The following is a 20,441-nucleotide window of genomic DNA, read 5'->3' as shown; positions in this document are numbered from 1 at the left end:
ATCCTCACTCGTGGCCGAGGCGAATCAACGCATCGACCGCAGTCGTGCCGTGGGCGCCGACCAACAATGGGTTCACATCGAGTTCCAGCAGGGCGTCGGCGTTTTCGCAGGCGTAGTCCGCCACGGCGCGGATCGCCGCCACCAGCGCGTCCAGGTCGGCCGCTTCACGGCCGCGAAAACCTTGCAGCAAACCGGCGCTGCGCAGGCTCAGCACCGCGCGGCGAATGGCGCCGTCGGTGGTCGGCAGCAGCAGGCTGCGACTGTCCTTGAGCAGCTCCACCAAAATGCCCCCGGCGCCGATAACCAACGCGAGGCAAAAGTCATTTTCGCGCTTGATGCCGACAATCAGTTCAGCCAGGGGCGGCGTGGCCATGGGTTCCAGCAGCACCTGATCGAAGGGCACGTGCGGAGCGTAATCGGCGATGCTCGCGTGCATTTTTTGCAACGCGGCGCTCAGGGCGGCGGCGTCCTTCAGATTGAGCGCGACCGCACCGGCCTCGGTTTTGTGGGGCAGTTGTGCACTGACGGCTTTGAGCACCAGCGGGTAACCCAACCCATTGGCATCGACCAGTGCATTCGCCGGCGTGCTCAGCACACCGTTGGGCGTCGGCAGGCCAAATGCGCGCAACGCCTGTTTCGAATCCCACTCGTTGAGCAGGCGACCTTCACCCGTCAAAGCTCGAGGGCACAGCGGTACCAGTGCCGACTCGCCGAGCGCCAGCAGTGCCTGGCGATTACGCTGATAACCGGCAATGCGGCCCCAGGCGGCCAGGCCATCTTCGACCCCTTGCAGCGCCGCCACGTCCTGGGCATGCAGGCGCTCGCGGGCGCTGGCCGGCAGCAGCTCGGGGAACGCCGAGGTGACAAAACCGGTCTTGCCGTGACGCACCAGCGCGGCACAATAAAGCTCAAGCAACAGGTCGCATTCCTTGCGTTCACCGGTCGATTCCGCCGGATAATCGAGCACCAGCATGGCCGCGTCGGCCTCGGTCCGCAGGGCGCTGTCGAGCATGCGGTTCAAGGCTTCGCCGTCACCCCAGATCGCAGTGGTGAAATCCAGCGGATTGACCAGGTTGGCGTAACTGGGCAGCACCTGCGCGAGTTCTTCACGCTGGGTGTCGTCGAGCTTGGGCAACGTCAGGTCATTGCGTTCGGCGTAGTCGGCAATCAGGCCAGCGTCACCACCGGAACAGGCCAGGGCGATCAGGCTGTCGCCTGCGGGGAGTTTTCCGCAAGCGGCGGCCTTGAGGGTTTCGACGAAGCTCACCGGCCCGCTGACCCGGATGACGCCCAAGCGTGCAAACAGGCTGTCGTAGAGCGCATCGGAACCTGACAGCGAACTGGTGTGACTGAGGGCCAGTTCGGCACCGATCTGCGACACGCCGGTTTTCAGCGCGATGATCGGAATGCCCTTTTCGAGCGCCTTGTGCGCGGCGCGGGCGAAACCCGGCACGTTCTTCAGCCCTTCAAGGTGCAGGCCGATGGCCGTGACCCGCGGCTCATCGAGTAATACGTCCATCAATTCGGCGACGCCCAGTTGCGCCTGGTTACCCACCGATGCCATGTAGGCCACCGGCAGTGAACGGTCGCTCATGGACAGGTTGTAGGCGAAGTTGCCGCTCTGGGTCAGCACGGCGACGCCCTTCTCCACTGGCTTGCCGCCATGAGCCACCGGCCACAGGGCCGAGCTGTGCAAGTAGTCGAGCAGGCCGTAGCAATTGGGACCGAGCAAGGCCATCTGGCCGGCTGCCTGCAGCAGCTGTTGCTGCAAGGCCTGGCCTTGCGCCCCGGTCTCGGCGAACCCGGAGGCGTAGCAGATCGCGCCACCCGCGTCCTTCGCGGCCAACTGCGCCACGGCGGTGAGGGTCAGCTCACGATTGGTCGCGATGAACACCGCGTCCGGGCCACAGGGCAGCTCGGCAATGCTGCGCACACAGGGCACACCTTCGAGGCTTTCATGTTGCGGGTTCACCAGCCACATCTGCCCCTGGTAGCCGCCTTCGGCACAGCGCTTGAGCGCACGGGCCATGCTGCGACCGCCGACGAATGCCAAATGGCGTGGGGCAAGCAGGCGCTTGAGGTTGTCACGAATAGTCTGCGACATGGCAATTCTCCAGGACGATCAGCGCAACAGCGGCCGCAGCAGTTCACGGGAAATGATGTGCCGCTGGATTTCCGAGGTGCCTTCCCAGATGCGCTCGATCCGCGCGTTACGCCAGATGCGCTCCACCGGTCCTTCATCCATCAGGCCCATGCCGCCGAATATCTGCACCGCCTCATCGGCGGTGCGTCCGAGCACTTCGCTGGCGAACAGTTTTGCCATGCCGGCTTCGCCATCGGTCATGGTGCCCTGGTCCATTTTCCACGCGGTATGCAAGGTCAGCAGTTCCGCCGCGCGGATCTGCGTGGCCATATCGGCAAGCTTGAACGAGATGCCCTGATACGTGCCGATCGGCTGGCCGAACTGCTTGCGATCCGCCGCCCATTGCAGCGATACGTCGAGTGCGCGCTGGGCCTGGCCGACGCAGTTGGCGGCGACCATCACCCGGCCGGCCGTAAGCCAGGCGTTGGCCACTTCCCAACCCTTGCCGACTTCGCCGAGCACTTTGTTGGCCGGCACCCGGCAGTCGTCAAAGAACATTTCGAAGGTGTGGTAACCGCGGTTGCTCACGCACTTGGGGCCGCGGCGAATGGTCATGCCCGGGGTGTCGCGATCCACCAGGAACGAAGTCACGGCGTTGCGCTTGCGGCCGTTGTGTTCATAGGTGTCGGTAACCGCAAAGACTATGGCGAAATCGGCGTGCCCGGCGTGGCTGATGAAGTGCTTGCTGCCGTTCAGGACGAAGTCTTCACCGTCGCGCACGGCGCGGGTCTTGATCGCATTGGCGTCGGAACCGGCACCGGGTTCGGTCAGGGCGAAGCAGTCGATTTTCTCGCCCTGGATGCAAGGCAGCAGGTAGTCGCCGATCTGGCTGCCCGTACAGGCCATGAGGATCTTCGAAGGCCGTGCGACGAACACGTGCAGCGCCCACGAAACCTTTGACAGCTCACGCTCTATCAGCGCCTGGGACAGGTAGTCGAGCCCGCCGCCACCGACCTCCTCCGGCATGTTGAAAGCATAGAAACCGGCGGCGATGGCTTTGCCGCGAATCTCTGCCGCCAACTCAGGGGAGACTTCGTCTGCGCGGTCCACCGCTTCCTCGTGGGGCAGCAGTTCCTTGGCGACAAAGCTGCGTACCGCTTCCACCAACATTTCTTGTTCTTGGGTCAGTTGGAAATTCATGGTGCTACCTGTTGTTCGTTCACGGGGTATGAGGGTGGTGCAGGCTTATTTGCCGACGAAACGTGCCGGGCGTTTTTCCACGGAAGCCCGCAAGGCTTCTGCCCCGTCTTCACTGCGACCACACAGCAGGCCGGCCGCCAGTTCGGCTTGCAGTTGCTGTGGCAGGTCGCGCTGGGCGCCTTCGCGCATCAGTTTCTTGGTCTGGGCGAAAGCGAAGGTCGGGCCGTTGGCCAGGCGCGTTGCCAGTTCGCCGGCGACGTCGAGCAGTTGTTCATCGGCGCACACTTCGCCTACCAGCCCGGTGGCCAGGGCCCGGTCTGCGCCCCACAGTTCATCGAGGAACAGCAGGCGCTTGGCTTGTTCGGTGCCGATCAACCTGGGCAAGTGCCAGCTGGCACCGGCGTCCGGGGAGTACGCCATGCTGGTGTAGCCAGCCTTGAACCGCGCCGATTGCGCGGCCAGGCGCAGGTCGCAGCACAAGGTCAGGTCCATGCCGGCGCCGACAGCAGTGCCGTTGATGGCGGCGATGGTGGGTTTTTCCAGGCTGTACAGACGGCTCATCAGGGCGTGGGCGGTTTCGGTCCAGCCATAGGTTTCCAGGTCGCCACGGGCTTCGGCTTCGGCCCACTCCGCGAGGTCTGCCCCGGCGCAGAAGCTGCGGCCGCTGCCGGTGAGCACGACAACGCGAACGGCCGGGTCGGCGTTGAATTCGTCCAGCAGGGCGTGCAGGTTTTTCAGGGTCGGGATGTCGAGGGCGTTGCGCTGAGCCGTGCGGTTGAGGGTGATCCAGGCAACGCCTGCTTCGACCTGGCTGAGCAGTGAAGGTTGAGTAGTCATTGCGGGGCCTCGGATTATTTTTGATTGGAATGAGGTGATGCGACTGAGGCCATACTAAACGAGTGTTCAGTAAGGCGGCAATCGGTCGTTAGTGCAAACTAATTTCTTCATATCTAATTGATATATATAGATTTATTGAAGATTTAACGGGCTGATAGGCTGCGCTTGTTACAACTTTGAACAACTAGGCACATGCCCCTGCCCATTACGGCGGGAATGACGGCGTGCGCAGCCTTGAAACAAAAAAACGCGACGGTCACCCGTCGCGTTCTTTGTCCGCCTCAAGCCATCAAACAGACGGCAAGCTCGGCGCCAACACCCCCTGACGCTTGCGATAAATCAGGAAGTAAGCGCTGTAACACAGCGCGATAAAGCCACCGCCCCAATACAGTGAAGGCCGTTGCGTCTCGTCCAGTGCCAGGAATACAAACAACGAACAGCACAACACAATGCACGTCAGCGGAATCAGCGGAAACCAGGGCGCACGGTATTTAAGATCGCTCAGTTTGCCGCCATCACGCAGGTAGGCCTTGCGGAACTTGTACTGCGCCAGGGCAATGACAATCCAGGTCACCGTGCCCGACATGCCGCTCACCGCCATCAACACCATGAACAAAGTATCGGCGGCGACAAAACTGGTCATCAGCGACACCAGCGCAAAGCACAGGGTGATGCTCAACGCCCGCAACGGCACGCCGCGCTTGCTCAATGGCGAGAGGCTTTTCGGGGCCATGCCGGTCTTGGACATTGCCCACAAGATGCGCGTCGAGGCATACAGCCCGGAGTTGCCCACCGACAAAATCGCCGTCAGGATCACGAAGTTCATCAGGTCGGCAGCGTAGGGAATACCGACCATGTCGAACACCTGCACGAACGGACTCTCCATCAGTCCGGCCTGCTGCCAAGGCACGATGGCCGAGAGCACCACGATCGCCAGCACGTAGAAGATCAATACGCGAAACACCACGTTGCGAACCGCACGGGGAATGCTTTTCTCCGGCTGATCGGTTTCGCCAGCCGCCACGCCCATGATTTCGCAACCCTGGAACGCGTACACCACGGTCATCATCACTGCGAACACGGCTGACAGGCCGTTGGGGAACAGTGAATCGCCGATCAGGTTGGTCATCATCGGCGCCGGCTCGCCACTGGTCAGCGGGATGGCGCCGAAGATCACCAGCACGCCGACCACGATGAACCCCAGAATCGCAGCAACCTTGATCCCGGAAAACCAGTATTCCGCTTCGCCGAACGCACGGGTCGCCAGGGCGTTAAGGCCGAACAGTACCGCGACGAACAAGGCTGACCAGTACCAGATCGGCACGGTCGGGAACCAGCGTTCCATCAACATGCCCGCTGCGGTGAATTCCAGCCCCACGGTGGTGGCCCAGCTCATCCAGTAGACCCAGCCGATCATGAAGCCGGTGCCGGGCCCGATGAATTTGGTGGCGTGAGTCTGGAACGAGCCGGACACCGGCATTTGCACAGACAGTTCACCGAGGCAGACCATCACCAGGTACATCAGGAAGCCGGCGACCAGGTAGCACAGGATCGCCCCGACCGGCCCGCCCTGGTTGATGGTCACGCCGGAGCCCATGAACAGCCCGGTGCCGATCACACCTCCCAGGGACAACATGAAAATGTGCCGGCTTTTCAGGGCGCGGGTCAGGTGAATACCTTGGCGGTCGATTGATTCGCTCATGTCGGCACCTCAGCAGTCGGCGCGGTGCGCGGCGGCTGACAGGACGTCATGGCGCGAGGAAGGATGAGCTTTACGGCAGTTCATTATTATTATCTCCAATAAGCTTCGAAGACCGCGCTGTGGCGGTTGCGTCGATTATTGGAAAGGCATGTAAGTTCGAGTTGAACCTGAGGATCAAAGATGTAAAAAGTCGTAACAAACTTGTACGTCAGGCCTGCAACAGGTCTGCCAGGGTCTGTCGCGAGCACCGCAGCTGCTCGTGCACCTGAGGCGCCAACCCGCGTAACGCCGCCTCATCGTTGATTATTGCGGCTTGCTCCAATGCGCGCAGGACGTTGGCCAACGCGCGAAATCCCAGGGAGTCGCTGCTGCCAGCCAGGCGGTGGGCCAGGTGCGCGACCTCGGTGCAGTCGTCTGCCGTGATCGCTTCGGCGAGTGCATGGCTATGCTGTTGAATCGAGTCGCGCAACACCTTCAACAATCCCAGCAGTTTCTGTTCACCGAGCAAAGTACGGTGGGTTTCCAGCAGCGGCCAATCCATGGCCGCGTCATCGAGTGGCGAAGTGGCTACGGGGGCCTGGTCAGCCAGCGCCTGGCGCAGAGTGTCGAGTTTCAGGGGCTTGGCGAGGATGCCGTCCATGCCGGCATCCAGGTAACCGCGAACCAGGGCCGGCTGCACACTGGCCGTCAGGGCAAACAGGCGGCTGTGGCGATTCGGCCCCGGAGTGTCGCGCAGCCGTTTACACAGCTCGACGCCGCTGATGCCGGGCAGGTGCACGTCGAGCAAGACCAGATCGAAAGACCGCGCGGCACATTGAACCAATGCCTGCTCGGCGTCCTCGGCTAACCAGACCTGATGCCCGTCGCGCAGCAAAAGGCCCTCGACCACCTCGCGGTTGAGCGCCACGTCCTCGACCACCAGAATGCGCAAAGCCTGCCCTGCAACACTGTCTGCCGCAACGGGTGCCACGCCGTTGGCCGCTTGCAGCGCCAGTTCGAACCAGAAACAACTGCCGCGCCCGACCTCGCTGTCCACGCCGATACGCCCGCCCAATTGCTCCACCAGATGCTTGCTGATCGCCAGCCCCAAGCCGGTGCCGCCGAAGCGCTGCGCCACCTCTTCACTGGCCTGGGTGAAGCGCTCAAAAATCTTCTGCTGCATCGCCGGCGCGATGCCGATGCCGTCGTCGGTAACGCTGACGCGCAGCCGTTGTCCAGGGGCGCCAGGCAACAGCGCTACCTCCACCTTGACCTGCCCGCCCTCGGTAAATTTGATGGCGTTGGCCAGCAGGTTGCTCAGCACCTGGCGCAGGAATTGTTCGGCGCCGTGATGCCGCTGCGCTACCCGTGGGTCGATGTAGCATTGCAGGATCGTGTCGTTGCCCAGCGCGCGGGGTTCGAGCAGTGTCATTACTTCATCAAGCAATTGCCGCAGCGAGAATTCCACTGCCTCCGGATGGCTGGCGCCCTCCTCCAGCCGGGCGAAATACAGCACTTCATTGAGGATCGACAGCAACCCTTCGCCCGCTTTGTACAGCGCATCCAGCCGCTTGCCGCCGAGTGCGTCCAGCGGCGCATCGCGCAGCAGTTCGGCCATGCCGAGGATGCCGTTGAGCGGGGTGCGCAACTCATGGCTCATGGTGGCAAGGAAACGCGACTTGGCGAGGTTGGCCGCTTCCGCTTCATCCTTGGCGCGCATCAGGCTGGCGGTGCGCCGCTCGACCATTCGCAGCAGTTCGTCACGGTTATCCTGCAACGCCAGCCGATCGCTTTCGCGGCGGTCGATGTCACTGAGAATGGCCCGGCGCATGTCGTCCAGAGCATGGGCCACGGTGTCGATTTCGTCTTCGTCTTCGTCCGCACGGCGACGCTTGTCCAGGCGTAACGGCTCGTGGGAATCGCCCGCAGCGATGCGCCGGGCAAACTCGGCCATGACTTGCAGGTGGCGAGTGACCAGGCGATAAAACAACCCCGACAGCACCACCGCCAGGCCGCACAGAAACACACTCATCCACAGCAGGCTGGTCAGCCCGGTGGTGTACAGGCGCTCATGCACCGCCCTCAGGTCGGTGGTGACCTCCAGTTGCCCCAAATGACGCACCGCCCCCGATGGCGGCTGGTAGTCGAGGGCAAAACGTTCTATTCGCAGCGGCCCGACCGGCTCGGCAGTGCCTTGCAGCAGATCGAAATCAGGGCTGATCAGGCGCACGCGCGCCACGTCGGAAAAGTCCACCAGGCCGCGCAACTGCACGTTGAGCTGATCCTGGTTCAGGTCCCACAGACTGCGCTCCAGGCTGGCCAGGTAGCCGGCACGAATCAGCTCCATGCGCGAGTCGATTTCGCGCATCTCGCGTCGATACTCAAAGTACAGCTGCACGCTGCTCGCCAGCACCGTAAAACATAGGCTGAAGAACAGGATAAACAGCAGCAGGCGCCGCAACAGGCCGCCGGGCCGGGCCCGAATCATGGTCGATCCGCCGGTTGCTGGAGCGTGTCGCGGTAGATGACCTCACTCTCGTGAAGCAAGCGGTCGATCTCGCCCGAATCGACCATGTGCTGCAACTGCGCATCGATATCGACCATGCGACTGGCCAGGGGCGAACGCCGCGACACGGCCACTCGCAGGTAATCCACACCAAAGGAATCGGCCAGGGCCACGATGTCCTGGGTGCCCGGCAGGGTATCGACGCGCATCTGCCCGGTGCGCCGCTCGGAGACGACGAAGTCGATGCGGCCGCGGATCAACTTGCCAAAGTTCTGCTGGCTATCAGAGACCCGTTCGATGTTCTGGTGCTGGTCGACAAAGCGGTCGAACGTCTCGCCATAACTTTCTCCGAACAGGAAACCACCACGGTAGTGCGCCAGGTCCTCCAGCCGATCTATTGTTACCGGGTGCCGGCGATTGATGAACACCGCGACTTCCTCGCGCAGTACCGGCACCGTCGAAAAAGCCAGGGCCTGCTCACGCTCTGCAGTGCGATAGGCCAGCACCACATCCACCCGACCTTCAACGGCATCCAGCACGCAGCGATTCCAGTTATCCAGCTCGACGAGCTCGACCTCGTAGCCCAATTGCCCGAACAGTTTTTTAACCACGCCGGGAGCGAGCCCGCGTATCTGTTTGCCGTCGCTCCAGGAGATCGGCGGGTAGACCGGGTAATCGCAATAGCGAATTTTTTGCGCAGCCGTCACCCCGGTGGATGCCAGCATCAACAACAACCAGATCCCGCGCCACATGCCGCTCAGGCCGCGACGCTGGCGGTAAACAGATAGCCGGCACCGTGGATGGTGATGATCAGTTCAGGCTCGGCCGGGTCGTCATGCAACTTGCGCCGCAAGCGTCCCACCAGCACATCGATGGAGCGATCGTTGGGCACCCATTCGCGGTTGCGGATCTGGTCCATCAACTGATCCCGGCTCAAGGTGTGCCCGCTGTTGCGCAGGAACACGCTGAGCAACTGGTACTCGCCATGGGTCAGCAGGGTTTCACTGCCGCTGTGGTCGATCAACCGCCGGCGATCAGTGTCCAGCGCCCAGGCGGCGAATTGCTTGACCGGGCGGGCAACCGCAGCAACAGGATGTGGCGTGTGGGCGTGGCGCACCCGGCGAATCAGGTTCTTCGCCCGGGACACCAGTTCCCGCGGATTAAGCGGCTTGATCACATAGTCATCGGCGCCGCACTCGAGGCCGACGATGCGATCGATTTCATCGTTGCGCCCGGTGATCAGGATGATCCCGACCTCCGAACGCACCCGCAGCTCCCGGGTCAGGGTCAGGCCATCCTTGCCCGGCAGGCGGATATCGAGCATCACCAGGTCGACGCTCTGGCTCGCCAGGAAGGTCTCGGCCAACTCTGCAGTGGCGGCGCAATGCACTTCATAACCTTCCTGGGACAGGTAGGCCTGCAGCAGTTCGCGAATCAACGGATCGTCGTCGACGATCAATACCCGAGGAGTCATCGCTAGGTGTCCCGCGTATGCCCGAAGGCGTGTTTCTTATTAGAGTTTTGGTTACCACTGGAGGCAGAGAGTAGCCACTACTGAACGATCGATCAACAGCCCGTCGTCTGCAAAGTGAATCGCTGCCGACCACCGGCCTGCAAACCGTCGACCCAGGCTTCGCAGATCTGCATGCCCTGCTCCGGCGTGAAGGTGCCGGGGTTGAGACCCGATTCCAGCCACAAGCCGTCGAGCAAGGCGCTGAGGCTGATGGCAGCCAGGTCGGAATCGAATCGTTGCCAGCCCTCCTCCTCCGCCAGTTCGTTGAGCACCTTGCGCAGGATGGCCCGGTACTCGCCATAGGACTGTTCGTGGGCGAGGTTGATCGCTTCTGCCGTCTTGACCGCGCCCCAGAACGCCAGCCAGGCATCAAGCAGTTGCGGGTCGAGCAGTTCGGCGGAAAACGAGCCGCGAAAAAACGCCGATAAACGTTCACGGGCATTGGGCGCGGCCTGTTCCATGGCCGCGCGAAGCAGTGCCATGACGCGGCCGGTCACCGCCAGATAGGCTTCGGCGACCAGCTCGTCCTTGCCGGAATAGTGATGACTGATCAGCCCGACCGATACACCGGCCTCGGCGGAAATCTTGCGGATCGACGCGCCCTGGAAGCCATGGCGCTGCAGGCACACGAGCGTGGCCTCGATGAGATTGGTTTTGCGCAGTTCCGGCGCCATTCTGGAGAATCGGACTTCCTGAGTCATTGCACGACCTTCCTGGAGGCGAGGGTTGAGCCCTGTACGAGCCATTCAAGAGCTGAACGACTGTACAGCAACTGCCCTCGCCGACTCCAGACGTCGCGCTGCTTTACAGACCCGGCAGCACGTCAGGCGGAACAATCGCGCCGCCCTTCATGACCACCGGGGTTTTCTCCAGGATCGCAATGTCAGCCAGCGGATCACCCTCGACCGCGATCATGTCGGCAAAGCGACCGACACTGACAGCGCCTACGTCCTGCTGCCAATTGAGCAGGTCTGCGGCGACCACGGTGGCGGACTGAATCGCCTGCATTGGGGTCATTCCGTACTTGACCATGTAGGCGAACTGCCGGGCGTTTTTGCCGTGCGGGTAAATCCCGGCATCGGTGCCATAGGCGATTTTTACACCGGCCTTGACCGCCTTGCGGAAACCTTCACGCTGTACTTCGGTGGTTTCGGTATTTTTGCGCAGGTAACTTTCCGGCCACTTTTCCTCGCGCCCGATCTTGTCGATGAAGTCTCCGTTGTAGATATCCATGACCAGATAAGTGCCGTTGTCCTTGGCCAGCTTGATGCCTTCATCGTCCAGCAGCGAGGCATGCTCCACGGATTTTGCGCCGGCGCGGATAGCCGCCTTGATGCCGTCGGCGCCATGGGCGTGCACGGTCGCATAGCTCTTGTGCACCTTGGCCTCCTGCACTACCGCGCGCATTTCGTCCTCGGTCATTTCCATCTGGCCAGGCTCGGTGCCTTCGGCCAATACGGCGCCCGTGCCGACCATCTTGATGGTGTCGACGCCGTGCTGGAACAGGTACCGGGTCTTGAGTTTTGCGTCATTGGTATCGCGATAGACGCCCACCCGCATATCGTCCGGCACCGTGATGCCCGGGGCCAGGCCCGTCACCTCACCGCCGCCACCCGCTACCGAGAGATATGCACCGACTACATTCATCCGCGGCCCCAGCACCTGATTGGCGTTGATCGCATCACGTAGCGAGACGTCGGTAAACGCGCGGTAGGTCCCCACGTCGTGGACCGTGGTGAACCCTGCGCGCAAGGTCTGATAGGCATGCTTGGCGCCCAGCAGCGCGTAGTCCTGGGCAGAATGCAGGAGGGGTTCGGCAACGTTGTTGGTCATGTCCCAGTCGGCGATATGCGTGTGCATGTCGATCAGGCCCGGCAGCACAGTCTTGCCCGACCAGTCGATAACGGTGCTGTCAGCCGGCGGTGCACTCCAGGGCTCAACGGCCACGATGCGCTCGCCATCGACCTTGATGCGCTGGTCCGTCAGCACCTTGCCGCGCTCCACGTCCACCAGGCGACCGGCATGGATGTAGACCGTGTCGGCCAGTGCGGACAACGACAGCGACGAGAGGGTTACGGCCAACGCGATACTCGAGAGCTTCATGGGATACCTCTTTTATTGTTATTGGACGGATGAACGCACATCAAAAAATATTGATCGGGTATTGAGTGATGATCCGCAGTTGTTTAACACTGTCACCGGTAAAGGCATGTTCGGCGTAACGCACCCGAACCGACAAATCTTTCAACGGGCCCGCTTCAACAACGGTTTTAATATCGACGTCTCGCTCTATCTGCTTATCCGCATGAGCGAAGTAAGCGTACAACCCGTCCGGATCAACTTGCTCATTATCGACATCAAATCCATAGATATACTTGAAGCCCAGCGTGCTATGTACAACACCCGTAGAACCAAAATCATATTCATAGGCCAGGCCGACCGACTGTTCGCCAGGGCCATTGAAGTCCCCGTATTGCGAAGAGTTGGCCAGATAGATCGAGTCCATGTAAGTCCCATCGGAAGCCATCAGATAATCAAATGGCTGACCTCCATGGATCTTTTGATAAGACAGCGTCAGCGTATGCGGGCCATTGGCATAGGCCGTCGCCAACGACCAGGCGCTGACATTGATATCGCCGGCATTGGCCTGGCCCTGATCCAGTGATCGATAGAGGTTGAAGTCAACGCCGAGAGTCTGTTCCGCAGTCAGGACAAAGCTGTAGTTGCCATTGACATAGTACTGGCGCCACAAGTCCTGCGCCTGGGACACGTAGAAGCCGACGCCGCCCTGCTCTACTGGCGTGTAGGTGAAGCCTGCATAATCGACATCGCCGCTGTCCACCCCGGCGTAACCTGCCATGAAGCCACCGTCGTGACCTGTACTGGTATAACCTCTGGTGGAATGGAAATGCCCGATATCGATGCTGACTTTGTCGATATCATCACTCAACAGTTGTATGCCACGGGTGGTCATCGGCATCAGGCGTAAATCGGGAGTCGCCAATACCGGATTGTATGGGCGCAGATCGCCATACTTTATGACAGTGTTTGACCACTTCATCTTTACCGAAGCGTTGAGTGTCGAAGACTCGGTTCTTTCGCGATCTCCATCAGCGGGAAACATTCCCGTGCCAACCGTACCGAGACCGCCATCCAGCTTGTAGGCAGTATAGGCACTTGCATCCAGCCCAAGGCCGACTTCACCTTGAGTAAATCCGGACTGGTAATCCATCTGAAAACCCTGCCCCCAACCACGGGCATCGGGATAATGCGAGAGCGAGTTCCGATTAAAATACATATTGCGAGCGGTAATAGTTGCCGAGCCACCCTCGACCAATCCTTCGCCCACGTCTTCTGCCTGCACTTTCAAATAACTTCCAGATGCCGATAGAACAACCACACCCAATAGTGAACGCAGCTTCATTGTAGGCCTCAGAGCTTGATTATTATTGTTTTGTGCAAATGCCTGTACCTGCCAATGGTAGGCACCCTGTCATTGCCATTAATAGAATTTATATGTTGAGAATTGCTCGCCTTGCGCAATCGAAGTAACGCATTTGTAACGTCGGCATTACATCTGCTTCCAGTCGACACCCAGTAAACAAAACTATTGATTTTTTACTGAAGGTAAATTCTTATAGAAAAATAATAACGCCGAAAACCGGCCCTTTCGGCTTCAGGCCGCCTGGAGTAGCCCCACCATGAGCACCTCGTCCCCCGCTTTCGCGCACCTGTTCGAACCCCTGCTGCTACGCGGCAAACGCCTGAAAAACCGCATCATGTCCAGCGGACATGACACGTCGATGCCCACCGACAACCTGGTCAATGATCAACTGATCGCTTACCACCAGGCGCGCGCGGCAGGGGGTGCCGGGCTGATCGTGCTGCAGGTGGCGGGTGTGCACGACAGCGCGCGTTACACCTCGCACGTGTTGATGGCCACCGATGACGCCTGCATTGAGGGCTACCGCAAACTGGCGCAAACCTGCCATGCGCACGGGACGGTGGTGCTGTCGCAGATCTTCCACCCTGGGCGGGAAATCATGGAGTCCAGCGACGGCCTGCTGGCGGTGGCCTATTCAGCTTCGGCGGTGCCCAACGAGCGGTTTCGGGTGATGCCACGGGCACTGGATCAAGCCATGATCGACGAGATTGTCGCCGGGTACGCGGCAGCGGCGCGGCGCCTGTTTCAAGCCGGGATCGACGGCGTGGAGGTGGTCGCCAGTCACGGTTATCTGCCCGCGCAGTTCATCAACCCGCGAGTCAATCGCCGCACCGATGGCTACAACGGCGAGCTGGAACAGCGCCTGCGCTTGCTGCGGGAAATCATCGCTGCTGTGCGGGCCAGTACCGATGAAAACTTCATCATCGGCCTGCGCATTTCCGCAGACGAGCGCGACCCGGAGGGACTCACCGAGGACGAATCGCTGCTCGCCGTGCAGGCATTGCAAACCAGCCTGGATTACGTGCACATCGTCGCCGGTACTTCTGCATCACTGGGCGGTGCGGTGCACATCGTGCCGCCCATGGCGATCGAAGCGGCCTATCTGGCCAGGGAAGCCGGAACCTTCAAGGCCGGTCTGTCCATCCCGCTGTTCGTCACCGGGCGCATCAACCAGCCCCAGGAAGCGGAGCTGATCCTGGCCCGGGGTCAGGCCGACGTCTGCGGCATGACCCGCGCGCTGATCTGCGACCCGCAAATGCCCAACAAAACCGACAGCGGCCGTGTAGAAGACGTGCGCGCCTGCATCGCTTGCAACCAGGCGTGCATCGGCCACTTCCACAAAGGCTTGCCGATCTCCTGCATCCAGCACCCGGAGACCGGGCGCGAGTTGATCTTCGGCAACCGGCAACCTACCGGCCAACGCAAGCGCATCATGATTGCCGGCGGAGGGCCGGCCGGCATGAAAGCCGCTGCGGAAGCGGCCCAGCGCGGGCACGAGGTCACCCTCTATGAAGCGGCCGCGCAACTCGGCGGCCAGGTGCTGCTGGCGCAGCTGTTACCGCGACGCAGCGAGTTCGGTGGGGCCAGCACCAACCTGCAGCGGGAGATGGAACTGGCGGGTGTACGGGTGGTGCGCAACACCCGGGTCGACCGCGCCCTGGTGGAGCGCGAGCGCCCCGACCTGGTGATCATCGCCACCGGCGCCGAGCCCTATTGGCCAACCTTCGAGCGTGGCGGCGAACTGCAGGTGGTGGACGCCTGGCAAGTGCTGCGTGATGAAGTACAGATAGGTCGTTCGGTGGTCGTGGTGGACTGGCGCTGCGACTGGATCGGCCCCGGCATCGCCGAGCGCCTGGTGCGCGCCGGGCATCAGGTGCACCTGGCAGTCAACGGCACCCATTGCGGGGAAAACCTGCCGCTGTACGTGCGCGACCAACTGGCCGGCGAACTGCACAAACTGGGTATCCCCATCACCCCCTACGCCCGCCTCTACGGCTGCGATGACAGCACCGTCTACCTGCAACACACCGCGAGCAGCGAGCCGATGTTGCTGGAAAATATCGACACCCTGGTGCTCTGCCAGGGTCATCAACCGGTCGACACCCTGGGCGCAGAACTGCAAGGCCTGGTGGAGTTTCGCCGGATCGGTGACTGCCTGGCGCCGCGCACTGCCGAAGAGGCCATCTACGAAGGTTTGAAAGTCGCCTGGGCGCTTTGAGCCTGTTTATACTCCGGGGTTTTCCCCCAAACCCCGGCCTGGAGTACGCATGAGCAACGTCAGTAAAGACAGCGCCGCACCAGAGCCCAGTTTTCTCGGCACCCGCATCCGCGGCCTGCGCAAACGCCGGGGCATGACCCTGGCCGAGCTGGCGAACATGAGCGAGCTGACCGCGGGCTACATCAGCCAACTCGAACGCAACCTCGCCTACCCCTCCATCCCCGCCCTCTTCAACATCGCCCGCAGCCTGGGCGTGACCATCCAGTGGTTCTTCGCCAGCGAAGCCGCCACCGCCCCCGAAGACCACGGCGTGGTGGTGCGCAAGAACACGCGGATGAGCGTGCATTACGAGGATGGAATCGTCGACCAACTGCTGACCCCGCAGCCGAATCGGCAACTGGAGATGCTGCACTCACGGTTTCCGCCTGGCACTTATAGCCAGCAGAGTTACAGCCACGAGGGGGAAGAAGCCGGGTACCTGCTGTCGGGGCGTTTTGAGTTGTGGGTTGGGCAACGGCATTTTCTGCTGAGCGAGGGAGACAGTTTCAGCTTCTCGAGTCAGGAGCCGCATCGGTATGGCAATCCTGGAGAGGTGGATGCGGTGGTGATTTGGGTGATTACGCCGCCAACGTTTTGATGGGATGTTTGAGATAAAGAGGCCTCGAAGTTTGATTAGCTTTGGGGCTCTTTTTTTGAATGGAGGCCGGGGAGTTTTTCCTACAGTCAATTCCTGATTTTTTCGAGCTACTGGCGGACGGAAATTTAACGCCTAAGATCTGCGAGAGCCCTACGAGATCTTAATGAGGCGTCAGAAAGTCGAGTCTGCCGAAAGATTACACTGCGTTACATATTTAGGCATGCGCCGATCCAGCGAGCAGGTTATTAATGTAGCTGTCGTTGTAGCAGCTAAAAGCCGCATCTACCAGATAGAGGCGAGATGAGCTAAATGCTTAGTGGGTATGTGGAGTTCGTAGAAGCTCCTCCACATAACACAGAGACGTCTATCTGTACGAGATAGCGATTGCACTTGTTATTGTTATTTTATGTACAGGATGAATCCATAGAGCTTTTGGATGAGCGTGAGTCGATCATGGATAACGATCAGTTTAGAAATAAGTGGCAGCAGCGATGGGCAGAAGAGAATTTATTTGCCGCTGACAATATGAGCAAAAAACCTCCTTATTATGTGCTGGACATGTTCCCGTACCCCTCGGGTAACGGTTTACATGTTGGACACGCCGTTGGCTATATCGGAACTGACATAATTGCCCGCAAAAAAAGAATGGATGGATTCAACGTATTGCATCCCATGGGCTGGGATGCGTTCGGGCTACCGGCAGAACAATTCGCCATAAAAACAGGCGTTCACCCCGCCGACGTTACCAAGATCAACTGCCAGAACTTCAAGCGACAACTGATGCTGATGGGCTTAAGTTACGACTGGGGCCGGGAAATCGACACCTCTGACACTAAATACTATAAATGGACACAATTTCTTTTCCTGAAATTGTACGAACGCGGATTGGTGTATGAGAAAGAGGAAAATGTCTGGTGGTGCGAGTCACTTCAAACCGTTCTCGCGAATGAAGAAGTCATCGACGGCCGCTCTGAACGCGGTGATTACCCCTGCGCTAAAAAGCCGCTAACGCAGTGGGTTGTAAAGATCACCGACTATGCTGAACGCTTGTTGGCCGACTTGGATCGACTCGATTGGCCCGAATCGGTCAAAAAAATGCAGCGTGAATGGATCGGACGCGCAGAGGGTATCGATATTGATCTCCTGATACGAGAAGACGCGGCCATCCCCTTAACTGTGTTTACCTCTGAAGCCGAAACTCTGTATGGCAGTAACGCCGTCTTGCTGTGTACTGAACACCCTTATGTAAAAGAACTGTGCCATGACAGCGACCTCTGCGCCAGAATTGCCACCTTGCAGGACCCGAAGATTGCAGTGGACGCCTTGTATCTACGTCGCCACGTATGTCATCCACTGACGGGCGCATCGCTTCCTCTTTATGTCGTCAACTACCTGGCGTTCGATGGAAGAGAGCAAGCGGTATTCTCTGTTCCCGAAACTGATCCCAAAGCAGCAGCTTTGTGCCAGCGTTTCGGCTTACCTCACTTGTCCGTGCTCGATGAGACCGATACACAGCCCTCCCTCAAAAACTCCGAGAGCTTTAGCGGCCTGTCCAGAAGCGAGGCGCGTGGGCGGATTGAAGCTGAGCTCACAAACAATCATTGGGCTGTGCGCAGGGTTCGTTACCGGATGCGTGATTGGCTGTTCTCTCGGCAAAGGTACTGGGGCGAACCCTTTCCGCTGTTTCGGGACGACAGCGGTAACGTAATCGCAGCCAGCGCTAGCGAACTGCCAGTCGAGTTGCCGGTAGTTGAGAACTTCTGTCCAGGTGCTGACGGAGCGAGCCCACTGCAACGGGCTCAAGATTGGGTGAACTGCAATGATTCGACAGGAAATCCGCTCTATCGGGTCACGGACACCATGCCTGGTTGGGCCGGGTCGTGTTGGTACTTCCTGCGGTTCATGGACCCGCATAACGAAGCTGAACCGTTCTCAGCGCAAAGTATGGAGTATTGGCAACAGGTCGATCTTTATGTGGGCGGTGCGGCCCATGCGACCATGCATCTGCTCTACGCCAGATTCTGGCACAAGGTGCTGTTCGATGTGGGGCTAGTGAATTTTGATGAGCCCTTCAAGACGCTCTATAACCAGGGATTGGTGACGGCTGATGCCTTCAAGGATGGAACCGGTCGAATCGTGGCCGTGGATGAAGCAGAGTATCGGGCAGGCAAGTATTGGTTAAAGAATAGCGACCACGAGTTGCAAGTCTTCAATACCAAAATGTCGAAATCCCTTTTGAACGTGGTTGTTCCAGACGACATCATTCGTGAGTACGGCGTCGACACTTTCCGGATTTACATGATGTTTATCGGGCCGCTCGGACAGAACAAGAAATGGGACCTCAAAGGGATCAAGGGCTGTGAGCGTTTCATCAACAGGGTGCTGAGTGTTTTTGCCGATGGCCTTCAGTGCGGCGCTCCGCGTAACGAATCTACGGCTTCGGATCAGCATCCGCTGGAGACGCTGTGGGGAAAAACCCTGGCCAAGGTCGATGCATCCTTTGTGACCTTGAATTTCAATACGGCGATTGCCGCGTTTATGGAATTCATGAATCAGGCTGAGAAGCATAAGGACTATTTTTTCGAACGAATTGGCGCTGACTTTGTGAAGGCCCTGTTCCCCTTTGCTCCGCACGTCTGCTCTGAGATCTGGGAGCAGTTGGGCTACGATACTATTGACTCTGCACCATGGCCCCAAGCTCGAGTGCGCCCGGTCAAGGCGACACGAATCTACATTAACGGCAAGTATGTGGATGATCTTCCGGAGGGGACCGGTGAGGAGTTGGTCGACGTCGATATGGCTCGGAGCAAAGTCATCGAGGCCCTTGAAAGGCGTGCAGTAACCAAGGTGATCTATGTGCCGAATCAGGTCGTGAATTTTCTCTGCGCTCATTAGGTTTGAGCCGAGATGGAGTTGATATTCAGGCTGAGGTGACGTACGCGGTATCGGATTTACCGCGTCGCGACAAACTGACGGTTATCACCGGCAGTAACACCTCGATCATCCGCTCCCATTAATCATCATTAAACAGCCGATGGAGGCTCATCCGCTGCTCCAAATCGACTGGAGGTTACGCACTTCACCCGCTCAGTCCAAATGAGACCGCCCTCTAGCTGAAGGCGTTGATAAACCAGGTGATCATCGGGATGGCCACAATGTCGATCAGCACGGCGCCGCACAACGGCACGATGATGAAGGCTTTATACGAGAACACTTTGTAGTGGTCACAGATGGCCCCCATGTTGGCCACGGCGTTGGGTGTAGCGCCCAGCCCGTGCCCCATGAAGCCTGCGCAAAGGACGGCAGCGTCGTAGTTACGGCCAAACAGGCGGAACAAAACGAATACGCACAGCAAAATCATGATCACCACTTGTACCACCAGGATCACCAGCAGCGGCAATCCCAGCTTTTCCAGTTCCCAGAACTTAAGGCTCATCATGGCCATGGTCAGAAACATGCCCAAACACACGTCGCCAATGGTGCTGACAGCATGGTCCGGCATGTCGATCGCCTGGCTGCGGTCATTGAGGTTGCGCAAAATAATCGCCACAAACATCGCGCCCACATAGCTGGACAACACAATGCCCAAGTGCTGCTGCAAGCTGGCGCCCAGCCAGAAACCCAGAACCATGATCACCACGATGCAGGTCAACAAGCGCAACAGGGTCGGTGCATCCAGCGCGGCAGGCGGGTTATGGACCACGTCTTCGAACGCCTTGAGGCTGCCCACCGCTTCCGCTTTAACCGTGAGTTTGTTGCGCTCAATCAACCAGCGCGCCAGCGGGCTACCCAACAAACCGCCCGCCACCATACCAAAGGTCGCGGCCGCCAGCGCCGCAGTAGTCGCACCGACGGCACCGAGGTTTTCAGCAATCGGGCCGAAAGCCGCCGCCGCACCAAAACCGCCTTCGAGGGACACCGCACCGGCCATGATCCCCAGTAACGGATCAATACCCAACAGTTTGGCAACGCTTACGCCGACTACGTTCTGCACCAGCGCCAAGCCCCAGCACGCCCCCAGGTAGATAAACAGTAACTTGCCGCCTTTACGCAGCAAGCCCAGGCTGCCGCCCAGGCCGACAGTGGTAAAGAAAGCCACCATCAAGGGGGTTTGCAAGCTGGTGTCGAGGGTCAGGTTCAGCCACTGTTGGCTGCGTAGCAGCCAAATCAGCAAGGCAAAACCAAAGCCGCCAATCACCGGTGCGGGAACACACAGTTGGCGCAGCCAGTAACTGCGTTTTTTCAGTTGTGCACCCAAGCCCAGGAGAAGCAACGCGAGAGCAAGGGTACTCAGCGCATCCAGTTCGAATGTCAGCATGGC

14 protein-coding genes are annotated in these 20,441 nt (G+C 59.6%); 3 read left to right on the top strand and 11 right to left on the bottom strand.

Annotated features, from left to right (window positions below; all coding sequences use genetic code 11):
• Window positions 1–4 precede the first annotated feature (4 nt).
• The 10 genes from AAEZ09_RS05825 to AAEZ09_RS05780 form a co-directional block, all read right to left on the bottom strand.
• Entirely contained in the window at window positions 5–2,104 is a 2,100-nt protein-coding gene (locus tag AAEZ09_RS05825; protein ID WP_350598571.1) for an acetate--CoA ligase family protein, read from the bottom strand.
• Window positions 2,105–2,122: 18 nt separating this feature from the next.
• Complete coding sequence (locus AAEZ09_RS05820) at window positions 2,123–3,283, bottom strand: acyl-CoA dehydrogenase family protein (protein WP_350598569.1); 1,161 nt, start codon at window positions 3,281–3,283, stop codon at window positions 2,123–2,125.
• Window positions 3,284–3,328: 45 nt separating this feature from the next.
• Window positions 3,329–4,120, bottom strand: coding sequence for an enoyl-CoA hydratase/isomerase family protein (locus AAEZ09_RS05815; RefSeq protein WP_225569018.1), 792 nt, complete (start codon window positions 4,118–4,120; stop codon window positions 3,329–3,331).
• Window positions 4,121–4,409: 289 nt separating this feature from the next.
• A complete protein-coding gene (locus tag AAEZ09_RS05810; RefSeq protein ID WP_350598567.1) occupies window positions 4,410–5,822 on the bottom strand; it encodes an amino acid permease in 1,413 nt (470 codons plus the stop codon).
• A gap of 208 nt (window positions 5,823–6,030) precedes the next feature.
• Window positions 6,031–8,289: an ATP-binding protein gene (locus AAEZ09_RS05805; protein WP_350598564.1), complete on the bottom strand. Its 2,259-nt coding sequence runs from the start codon at window positions 8,287–8,289 to the stop codon at window positions 6,031–6,033.
• Entirely contained in the window at window positions 8,286–9,059 is a 774-nt protein-coding gene (locus AAEZ09_RS05800; RefSeq protein WP_350598563.1) for a substrate-binding periplasmic protein, read from the bottom strand. The genes AAEZ09_RS05805 and AAEZ09_RS05800 overlap by 4 nt, the downstream gene beginning before the upstream one ends.
• 5 nt (window positions 9,060–9,064) lie before the next feature.
• Window positions 9,065–9,781, bottom strand: a complete 717-nt coding sequence (locus AAEZ09_RS05795) for a response regulator (protein ID WP_045058755.1) — start codon at window positions 9,779–9,781, stop codon at window positions 9,065–9,067.
• Window positions 9,782–9,873: 92 nt separating this feature from the next.
• Window positions 9,874–10,521, bottom strand: coding sequence for a TetR family transcriptional regulator C-terminal domain-containing protein (locus AAEZ09_RS05790; protein ID WP_205891875.1), 648 nt, complete (start codon window positions 10,519–10,521; stop codon window positions 9,874–9,876).
• A gap of 103 nt (window positions 10,522–10,624) precedes the next feature.
• Entirely contained in the window at window positions 10,625–11,923 is a 1,299-nt protein-coding gene (locus tag AAEZ09_RS05785) for a Xaa-Pro dipeptidase (protein WP_350598561.1), read from the bottom strand.
• A 40-nt stretch (window positions 11,924–11,963) separates the two neighbouring features.
• Window positions 11,964–13,244 (bottom strand): OprD family outer membrane porin, encoded by a 1,281-nt coding sequence (locus AAEZ09_RS05780; protein WP_350598558.1) that lies wholly within the window; start codon window positions 13,242–13,244, stop codon window positions 11,964–11,966.
• 277 nt (window positions 13,245–13,521) lie between these two features.
• Between AAEZ09_RS05780 and AAEZ09_RS05775 the strand changes: the two genes are divergently transcribed.
• The 3 genes from AAEZ09_RS05775 to leuS all read left to right on the top strand — a co-directional run bounded on the left by AAEZ09_RS05775 (window position 13,522) and on the right by leuS (window position 19,015).
• Window positions 13,522–15,483, top strand: coding sequence for an oxidoreductase (locus AAEZ09_RS05775; protein ID WP_350598555.1), 1,962 nt, complete (start codon window positions 13,522–13,524; stop codon window positions 15,481–15,483).
• Between the two features lie 49 nt (window positions 15,484–15,532).
• Complete coding sequence (locus AAEZ09_RS05770) at window positions 15,533–16,120, top strand: cupin domain-containing protein (RefSeq protein WP_350598554.1); 588 nt, start codon at window positions 15,533–15,535, stop codon at window positions 16,118–16,120.
• 384 nt (window positions 16,121–16,504) lie between these two features.
• A complete protein-coding gene (gene leuS, locus AAEZ09_RS05765; RefSeq protein WP_350598551.1) occupies window positions 16,505–19,015 on the top strand; it encodes a leucine--tRNA ligase in 2,511 nt (836 codons plus the stop codon).
• A 214-nt stretch (window positions 19,016–19,229) separates the two neighbouring features.
• Here the strand turns inward: leuS and gltS are convergent, their stop codons facing one another.
• Window positions 19,230–20,438: a sodium/glutamate symporter gene (gltS, locus tag AAEZ09_RS05760; protein WP_350598550.1), complete on the bottom strand. Its 1,209-nt coding sequence runs from the start codon at window positions 20,436–20,438 to the stop codon at window positions 19,230–19,232.
• Between the last annotated feature and the right edge of the window lie 3 nt (window positions 20,439–20,441).

Source organism: Pseudomonas sp. 65/3-MNA-CIBAN-0223 (assembly GCF_040310425.1).
Taxonomy (GTDB): Bacteria; Pseudomonadota; Gammaproteobacteria; order Pseudomonadales; family Pseudomonadaceae; genus Aquipseudomonas; species Aquipseudomonas gregormendelii.
Note: the sequence above shows the minus strand (reverse complement) of the source record. Positions and strands in the feature narration are given on the sequence as shown.